We start from the raw sequence: 8841 nt of genomic DNA, 5'->3' as shown, positions 1-8841 counted from the left end.
CATCCAATTCATTAATATCCACCACCATCCGCGACAATTTGGATAAAAACAAATCGCCCGGCTGCCCGCTCATATAAGAATGTTCACGCGCAATTTGCCGCAATTGATCGCGCCGCAGCCATAACCACATGCTTTGTGTCGGCTGCGCAACTGAATCAACAAAGATCACTAGATTTTCATACACCCGCTCGGATAATTCATTCTGAATTGCCAAGCGCTGGTCACGTTCCGGTAAACCATCAATTAAAAACACCACCACGCCGACCAATTGCGCAATTTCACTCACTTGCCACGTTTGGTCATTCAGCGTTAATGCAAATGGCTCGTCATTATCCGAATAAGACCAGCCCAATTCAGCAATGAACAACTGTTGAAAATCAAATGACTGCAAACAGTCACACAGGCGGTTAATGTGGAGTTGATGACTTGGCACGGTGAATACTCATGGTTGAGTGGGAAAGAAATCTCCCTTCCCTCCTTTTGCAAAGGAGGGAATAGAAATCCTTTTGCAATAAAGAATAAAAAGGCGCCGCTTTTGTTTCATCACTCACCAATAGATAGGTGGGTAAAACATGCGTGAATTATAATTCAGTTAAGCTATAAAAGTGAGCAATTTTTCCCTTTGCAAAAGGGGGCGCTCGCGTAACGAGGGTTAATCAAACAGGGCGGGGGGTAAATAAGGGCGGGGGATTTAATGACTTGAATTAAATCCCCCCGCTCGCATTGCGAACGAGCGCTTTTGCAAAGGGGGGCTGGGGCAGAAAATGATGATTCGATTAGTCTTTTGACGCCAATGATTCTTGCAAATCCCGCCGAATACGATCACGGAAAATGCGGCTGCGTTGTTTCGCCAACATCTGCATATCACTGACCTGATCCATTTCATCCATGATTTCCACACCGAGTAGCGTTTCAATCGCATCTTCCATTGTCACGATGCCGGCGGTTTGGCCGTAATTATCATGCACCACGAATAAATGCTCTTTGCGTTTAATAAAGGTATCGAGCAGATTTAAGACCGGCAGGTTTTCTGACACATGAAACACCGGTACGCAAATCTGCGCCATCGTGCGCTCTTCATGCTCTTCAACGCTCTCTTCTAATACGGTTTGACTAAAGACCAGACCAACCACCTGATCTAAATTGTCTTGATAGACGGGAATACGCGAATGCACATAAAGCGCGTCATATTCAACCGCTTGCGCGACCGTCACCTCCATTGAAAACGCGAATACCACACTGCGCGGCGTCATAATATCTTTAGCGCGGCATTCTTTTAATTGGAGCAGGTTTTCAATTAAGGCGCTTTCACGGCTCAGAATCGCACCGGCTTTTTCACCCATTTCCACCATTGCCAAAATCTCATCGCGTGAATGCCCGCCATGCAGGGGTTTACCTTTGGATAACAGCCGCGACAGGTAGGTTGAGATCAGCAGTAACGGGTAGGTGAGAAAAATCATGTACTGAATGAAATAGGCGGCGGGCGATAGTAGGTGTTTCCAATGCGTTGCACCCAGCACTTTGGGAATAATTTCGGTGAGATAGAGAATTAACAATGTGAGAATAATGGCAATGATGGTTTGCCATTCCTCACCAAATAAGCGCTGCGCTTCAGCACCCACGCCCGCCGCGCCCATCGTATGCGCAAAGGTATTGAAAATGAGAATAGCAGCAATGGGGCGGTCAATGTTTGATTTGTGCTTTTTGAATAAACTCAACCCGCGTGAGTGGTGTTCTTTAGTGCGGCTTTCGATATAGCTATTTGTAGAGGAAAGCAGCACAGCTTCCAAAATAGAACAAATGAAGGAGACTGTGAGTGCTAGAAAGAGGTAAATAAGCAGTAGAGTCATAGTGAATTAGAAGCACTGGTGGTACCGCTCAGATGTGAGCGCCGCACATCCGTCACTCAGGCTTAATTAATACTCCGTTTGGTTGCGATGATTGCGGACTTAAACGCTGTAACTCGTTGTTTTTACTAAAATTGCGCCCGCAAACAATCAGGTTATCATAAACACGGTGTATGGCAGTATCTAAGTCAGTATGGGGCTTGTCAAGCAATCATCAATATAAGAGCGCGGTTGTGGCGCCGTAGTTTATTCACATTGAGTTCAAATTGTGTTGAATAACAGCGCGTTGTGCAGGTGCCGCCCGTCTGTTTTTTATTACCGTTATTTATTCTAAATCATGCGCGGCGTGATTAATTCAAATGCAGCACATCGGCGGGCGTGACTAATAACGTGTCCACGCGCTGCAATCCACGCGGTAATAACGCCCCGCGCCGCCCGCGTTCACCCTGATAGGATTCCAAATCTATTGGTTTCAAAGTCAATTGACGCTTGCCGGCAATAATGGTGACAGTGGCCGCGGGTGGAATGCAGTTTAATGCCACGACCGTCGCCGCACTGCCGCCCGCTTTCGGCAGCGGTAATGCCATTAACTTATTGCCTTTGCCGCGTGTTAATTCGGGCAGTTGATTCAGTGGAAATAATAACAAATAGCCGTCACTTGATACTACCGCCACGCGCCAATCATTTGCGCTGAATGATGAATCGCGCTGTTCATTATTAATAAACGGTAATGACACCGGCGGTAAAATGCGCGCCTCGGGTGGTACAGTTAATACCACTTTGCCGCTGCGCTGGCGGGTGTAAAGTGCATTCAACGGGCAAATAAATCCATAGCCGGCGTCGGTGGCGAAAATGAACCGCCGCTCGGGTTCATCGCCGAGTAACGCCACGAAGGTCGCGCCGGCCGCCGGTTCACAGCGGCTGGTCAGCGGTTCGCCCTGACCGCGTGCCGACGGCAAGGTGTGCGCGGGGAGGGCGTAGCTGCGGCCGGTGGAATCGAGTAACACCACCTGCTGGTGGCTGCGCACGCGGGCGATGCTCAACAATTGATCGCCGGCTTTGAACGCCAAACTGGTCGGATCAAGTTCATGCCCTTTTGCCGCCCGAATCCAGCCTTTTGCCGACAAGATCACGGTCAATGCTTCACTCGGCGCGACCTCGGTGTCATCCAACGCCTGCGCCGGCGGGCGCGTGACCAGTGGCGAACGGCGCTCGTCACCGTAACGCGCCGCGTCGGTTTCCAACTCGGCAATCAACAGCGCCGTCAACTGCCGCTCGTCACCCAACAACTGCGCCAACTGCTGCTGCTCAGTCGCCAACGCGCTCTGCTCGCGGCGGACGGTCATTTCCTCCAACCGCGCCAACTGCCGCAGCCGCGTGTTGAGAACAAAATCCGCCTGCACCGCCGTCAATCCCAACTGCGCCATCAACACCGGCTTGGGTTCATCCTCGCGGCGGACGCACTCAATCACCGCGTCCAAATTGAGCAGCGCACTCAGCAGCCCGTCGAGCAGATGCAGCCGCTCGCTGACCTGCGCGGCGCGGTGCTGCAAACGGCGGCGGACGGTCGCGGTGCGGAATTCCAACCAATTAACTAATATGTCGCGCAAGCCCAGCACCTGCGGTTGTTCATTCAAACCAATCACATTGAGATTAACACGGTAGGTTTTTTCTAATTCAGTCGTGGCAAATAAATGTGCCATTAACCGCGCAACATCAATGCGATTAGACCGCGGCACAATCACCAACCGCGTCGGGTGGCGGTGATCGGATTCATCGCGCAAATCTTCAATCATCGGCAATTTTTTCGCCTGCATTTGCGCGGCAATCTGCTCCATAATGCGATTGCCCGACACCTGATACGGCAGCGCGTTAATCACAATATCACCGCTTTCAAGTTGATAACGCGCCCGCTGCCGCACCGTGCCATTACCGCTCATATAAAGCCGCCGCAAATCCGCCGCTGGGGTAATGATTTCCGCCGCTGTCGGGTAATCAGGCGCGGGAATGAAAGTTAATAAATCATCTAACGTCGCGTCGGGTTGTTTTAATAATAAAACACACGCCCGCACCACCTCGCGTAAATTATGCGGCGGAATATCCGTTGCCATGCCAACCGCAATGCCGGTGGCGCCGTTTAATAAGACATTCGGCAGCCGCGCCGGTAATAAACGCGGCTCATCTAACGTGCCATCAAAATTGGGTTGCCATTCCACCGTCGCCGGCGCCAATTCATTTAATAACACGTCCGCATACGGCGTTAAACGCGCTTCGGTGTAACGCATCGCGGCAAATGACTTGGGATCATCCGCCGATCCCCAATTACCCTGCCCGTCCACTAATGGATAGCGATAACTAAACGGCTGCGCCATTAACACCATTGCCTCATAACAGGCGCTATCACCGTGCGGATGAAACTTGCCCAAACAATTATGCACTGCGCAACCCTGGACAAATAACTCGTGGCGCTCGTCGGCAATACGCACATCAAAGGTCGCGGCGGCTGGCGCGGAATTAACCTGCACCACCGTCAAGACGCAATAAGTATTAATTAACTGTTTTAAGTGCGCGGCTAATGGCGACCCCATGCGTTCTAATTTGCTGACCAATTGCCAATCATGCGCTTGTTGATAAGAAATGAATTGCGCGGCACGAAATGGCGGCACGCCAGCGCGAAATAACCCGCCCGTTGGTTCAGAATACCAATCCGCGTGGACATGATGCGCAGTTAATTCGGTGACAATTGCCGTTGCGGGAATGGACTCGGCTAAACTCTGCACACTGTGCGCATTGACTGTCGCTGCGACGCGCTCGGCATGATGGCGTTGTTTGCTGTTTTTTAATAATGCTTTAATTGCTGTACACAGCCGCGCTGCCGCGTGGCCGCGTAATAATAAATGATGCAATTGTGATTGCTGTTCGTGCGCCGTATCAAATGGCGAATAGAGCGCATGTAACCCGCTGTCGGCTAACATGCTTTGCAATTGCTGTAATAATTGCGCGGAGGCGGCGTGAATTAACACATCGCGGCGATGGGATTTGGTGCGAATATGACCAACGGCATCAATTACGCCAGCAATGAACGGCAAATATAAACAGCGGTCAATTAAAATCCACTGCGGCACCTGTCGCGCTGTCAAATCAGCGGTGCAGAGTTGCGCAATTGAATTAAAACCAGCAATGGTTAACCCGTATGCTAACGCATGATGCGTGATGCTCGGCACCATTGGACACCAGTGCGCGGAGATGTGATTGGTTTGGCAATAATTGAATAAACACTCCAGCGGTTCATTGGCGGCAAGGTGCAATGTAACGCTGGATGAATCGGTCGTGATTTCGCCCGTTGCAATTAATAACCCGGTGAGATATGCCAATTCAACTTGCGCGCTGTCCTGGCAAATATCAGCATTGCCCAAGCGATACGGGTTGGTGACGAGAATTCGGCAATTGGTTAATTGATCGGCGCGCTGCCAACTGATGGTTAAATCATCATTTAAGACGCGAAATAATTGCCCGGGGGTGACGGTTAAAGCAGCGCCGTTGTTTAATTCCACGCGAACCAATGATTGCGGTGGATTGGCGAATAGTTCCACCACGTCGCTGGTGCTGCCGTCGGGTAATAATACCTGATCGCCTACTGCCATTTGTTCAATTGGTTTTAAGCCCGTTGCGGTATGCACCAACGCGCCAGCAGTGAAACAATCACCGACGGTGCGGGCGGATTTTTTATATTTCGCCGTTGCATTCAAACCCAATTCAGACATGGCGTAAAGAATGCGCCGTTGCACCGGTTTTAAGCCATCGCCGACATGCGGTAGCGCCCGATCAAGAATGACATAGCGCGCATAATCAAAATAGGCTTTTTCACTAAAGACATGCAGTGGTAAGCATTCGTGTTCAGCGGCTGGGTCAAGTAAAGTTGTGGTCATGTTAATAATAAACTACACTGAAGATGAAGAGCGCGGCGCCGGTCGAGTGATTAAACTGTTTTAATGATTGCTGATGTATGACGCGCCCGCATTTATTCAATTCCACAAATCACGGTCATCATAATGTCAATTCCCACCACCGCCCTCGTTTGGTTACGCCGCGATTTACGGTTAGCGGATAATCCCGCATTGCAGCAGGCGTTATTAGAATACGAGCGCGTCATTCCGATTTTCATTCACGATCCATTGGCACTCGCGCCCTGGTTAGACGGCGCCGCGTCGCGCTGGTGGCTGCATCATAGCCTAGCGCAGTTGACCGCCGCATTACGCGCTCGCGGGTCGGAGTTGCTGATCGCCCGCGGTGACAGCCTGACCTGCCTGCGGCGGGTGATTGCGGCGAGCGGGGCGCGGCACTGTTGTTGGAATCGCTGTTACGAACCCGCCGCCATCGCCCGCGATATCCAAATCAAGCAGGCGTTGCGGGCGGACGGGATCAGTTGCACCAGTCACAACGCCGCGCTTTGGTTTGAACCCTGGACAATTCAGAGCGGCAGTGGTACGCCGTATCGCGTGTTCACGGCGTGGTGGCGGCGCTGTCAACCGCAGCTCGGGCAAATCCCGCTGCCGTCACCCGCGCCAGCACACCTGCCGCCGCTGCCGCCTGATTTGCCCAATCAACCGCTCGCCAGTCTTGAGCTACTGCCGCGCATCAACTGGGACAGTGGTTTTGCCGACATTTGGCACCCGGGCGAGGACGGCGCGTGGCAACGAGTGGAACAATTTCTCACCAGCGCCGCGCCGCACTACGCCACGCACCGCGATTTGCCCGCAGTGGACGGCACCTCGCGGCTGGCGCCGTATCTGAGTTGGGGCAATCTCAGCCCGCGTCAATTATTGCCACATCTGCTGACAACTGGCGGCGATCAGGCCGCGTTCATGCGCGAACTGGGCTGGCGCGAGTTCAGTTACCACCTGCTTTACCATTTTCCCACCACGCCCGCGCAGCCGCTCAACCCGCGCTTTGCCGATTTTCCCTGGCGCACTGATGCCCCGGCGCACTGGCTACCGGCTTGGCAACGCGGTCAAACTGGGATTCCGCTGGTGGATGCGGGAATGCGGCAACTGTGGCACTGCGGCTGGATGCACAACCGCGTGCGCATGATCGTCGCGTCGTTTTTGACCAAAAATCTGCGGCTGCCCTGGCAACTCGGGGCGCGGTGGTTTTGGGAGACGTTGGTGGATGCTGATCTGGCCAATAACACGCAGGGCTGGCAGTGGACGGCGGGGTGTGGCGCTGATGCGGCACCTTACGTCCGCATTTTTAACCCGGTGTTACAGGGGCAACGCTTTGATCCGACAGGCGATTATGTCAAGCGCTGGTGTCCCGAGTTGGCGCAGCTGCCGTCAAAATGGATTCATCAACCCAGCGCGGCGCCGGCGGCGATCTTGACCGCAGCCGGGGTGGAATTGGGCAAACATTACCCGCGGCCGTTGGTGGATTTGGCGCAGTCGCGGCAGGAAGCACTCGCGGCGTGGCAGGCGCTGGCGCGGAGCGCACCGTCGGTCAGCAGCAGTACCCGCGTGGCTAAACCTGACAACAGCGCCTGATCGTGCGTTACCATCAACATGGTGTGCGGCAGGTGCGCCAAGTAATCAATTAGGCGGGCGGCGGTCGCGCAATCCAAACCGTTGGTTGGCTCGTCCAGCAGCAAAACCTGCGGCCGCATCGCCAAAATCGTCGCCAATGCCACGAGGCGTTTTTCACCAAACGACAGGCGATACCCGCTGCGGTCGGCTAAATGCGACAGTTGTAAATCGGCCAACGTCTGCTCGGCAATAGCGCGGGCGGCGGGGGGGGCGTGACCGAGGTTGAGCGGGCCGAAGGCGACATCATCGCGCACCGTCGGGCAAAATAGCTGATCGTCGGAGTCCTGAAACAGCAGCCCGACGCGGGTGCGGACGTGGCGGAAGTCGGCTTCAGAGCGGCAGTCGCGGTCAAAAATACGAATGCAGCCGTGCGTGGGTGAATGCAGACCAACTAATAAATGCAACAGCGTCGTTTTACCCGCACCATTCGCGCCAATAATGGCGACGCGCTCGCCGTGCATTAAATGAAAATCAAGTTGATGCAATACGCGGCGGTCGTCTTGATACGCCTCAATTGCGCTGAGTTCTAATAATTTTGACATGTTTTATATTCACCAAACTGACACGGTTGATCGCTATCATGCTGGCGCGTGACGCGGTGCTTATTTCAATTCTAACTGATTAACGCAATGAAAATCATCATCCTCGCCGACGGCATTAGTACGCAACTGGGCTTGCCGCAACCCAAGCCGTTAATTCCGCTCGTCACCGGCGCGTCATTATTGCAACATCAATTAGAGCAATTGCGGCGGTGCGTGAATATAGATGACGTGATTATGGTGGTGGGGTTTAAAAAAGAGTTAATTATGGAGACCTGGCCTGAGTTATTATTTTTGTATAATGACTTATTCGCCACCACCAATAGCGCGTACAGTTTAATGACCGCGCTGCGTAAAACTGGTCAAGAGGACGTGTTAATTATTGAGGGCGACGTGGTGTTTCCGGCGGATGTGATTAGTTTACTATTAACCCAACCGCACAGCGCGATTGCCGCAATGGCGGTGTCTGCTAATGAAAAATGTCAGGGCTATAGCACCGATGCGCAGGGAGCGGTGCGGACCTTAATTCAACCAGCGCCGGTATTAAAAGGCATTGCGCCGGGCATTACGCGCTTATTAGGGCAGGATGTGCCAAAAGTACGCGAGGCATTATTACGCTGTGAACCAGATGCCACGAGTGAAGAGGGATTTGAATACGCGATTGAACGGGGTTTACGTTTATATCCAGTGCCGGTATATCCGTTGTATTGTCTTAAAATCGCGTTATTAAAAGATTTGCGGCGGATTAATGCGTTTTTATCGGAAACGCGTCAATTGAATTGATGTTGCTGATGATGTGTTAATAAAACAATGTAGATTGAGTTGATGTGTCAACTCCAACAAAGCAGCCGCCTAACTAATGCTTATTAAAAGCAATTC

At 52.6% G+C, this 8841-nt stretch carries 4 protein-coding genes and 3 pseudogenes; 2 read left to right on the top strand and 5 right to left on the bottom strand.

What is annotated here, in order from left to right; all coding sequences use genetic code 11:
- The 4 genes and pseudogenes from HUK38_RS09910 to HUK38_RS15630 all read right to left on the bottom strand — a co-directional run.
- Positions 1-433, bottom strand: a 433-nt coding sequence (locus HUK38_RS09910) for a hypothetical protein (protein WP_202985541.1), incomplete at its 3' end; no start/stop codon positions are given.
- 343 nt (positions 434-776) lie between these two features.
- On the bottom strand, positions 777-1850 hold the full coding sequence (locus HUK38_RS09905) for a CNNM domain-containing protein (protein ID WP_182584172.1): 1074 nt from the start codon (positions 1848-1850) through the stop codon (positions 777-779).
- A gap of 347 nt (positions 1851-2197) precedes the next feature.
- A pseudogene (parC, locus tag HUK38_RS15635) lies at positions 2198-4285 on the bottom strand (DNA topoisomerase IV subunit A); the annotation flags it as partial.
- A gap of 1263 nt (positions 4286-5548) precedes the next feature.
- Positions 5549-5776 (bottom strand): annotated as a pseudogene (locus HUK38_RS15630) (DNA gyrase subunit A); the annotation flags it as partial.
- Between the two features lie 123 nt (positions 5777-5899).
- Between HUK38_RS15630 and HUK38_RS09890 the strand changes: the two are divergent.
- On the top strand, positions 5900-7384 hold the full coding sequence (locus HUK38_RS09890) for a cryptochrome/photolyase family protein (protein WP_238787578.1): 1485 nt from the start codon (positions 5900-5902) through the stop codon (positions 7382-7384).
- Positions 7385-7428: 44 nt separating this feature from the next.
- On the opposite strand, the pseudogene HUK38_RS09885 reads toward HUK38_RS09890, so the two are convergent.
- Positions 7429-7965: pseudogene (locus HUK38_RS09885) on the bottom strand (energy-coupling factor ABC transporter ATP-binding protein); the annotation flags it as partial.
- An 87-nt stretch (positions 7966-8052) separates the two neighbouring features.
- On the opposite strand from HUK38_RS09885, the gene HUK38_RS09880 reads away from it, so the two are divergent.
- Complete coding sequence (locus HUK38_RS09880; protein WP_182584170.1) at positions 8053-8745, top strand: phosphocholine cytidylyltransferase family protein; 693 nt, start codon at positions 8053-8055, stop codon at positions 8743-8745.
- Positions 8746-8841 lie beyond the last annotated feature (96 nt).

Source organism: Thiospirillum jenense (assembly GCF_014145225.1).
Classification (GTDB): domain Bacteria; phylum Pseudomonadota; class Gammaproteobacteria; order Chromatiales; family Chromatiaceae; genus Thiospirillum; species Thiospirillum jenense.
Note: the sequence above shows the minus strand (reverse complement) of the source record. Positions and strands in the feature narration are given on the sequence as shown.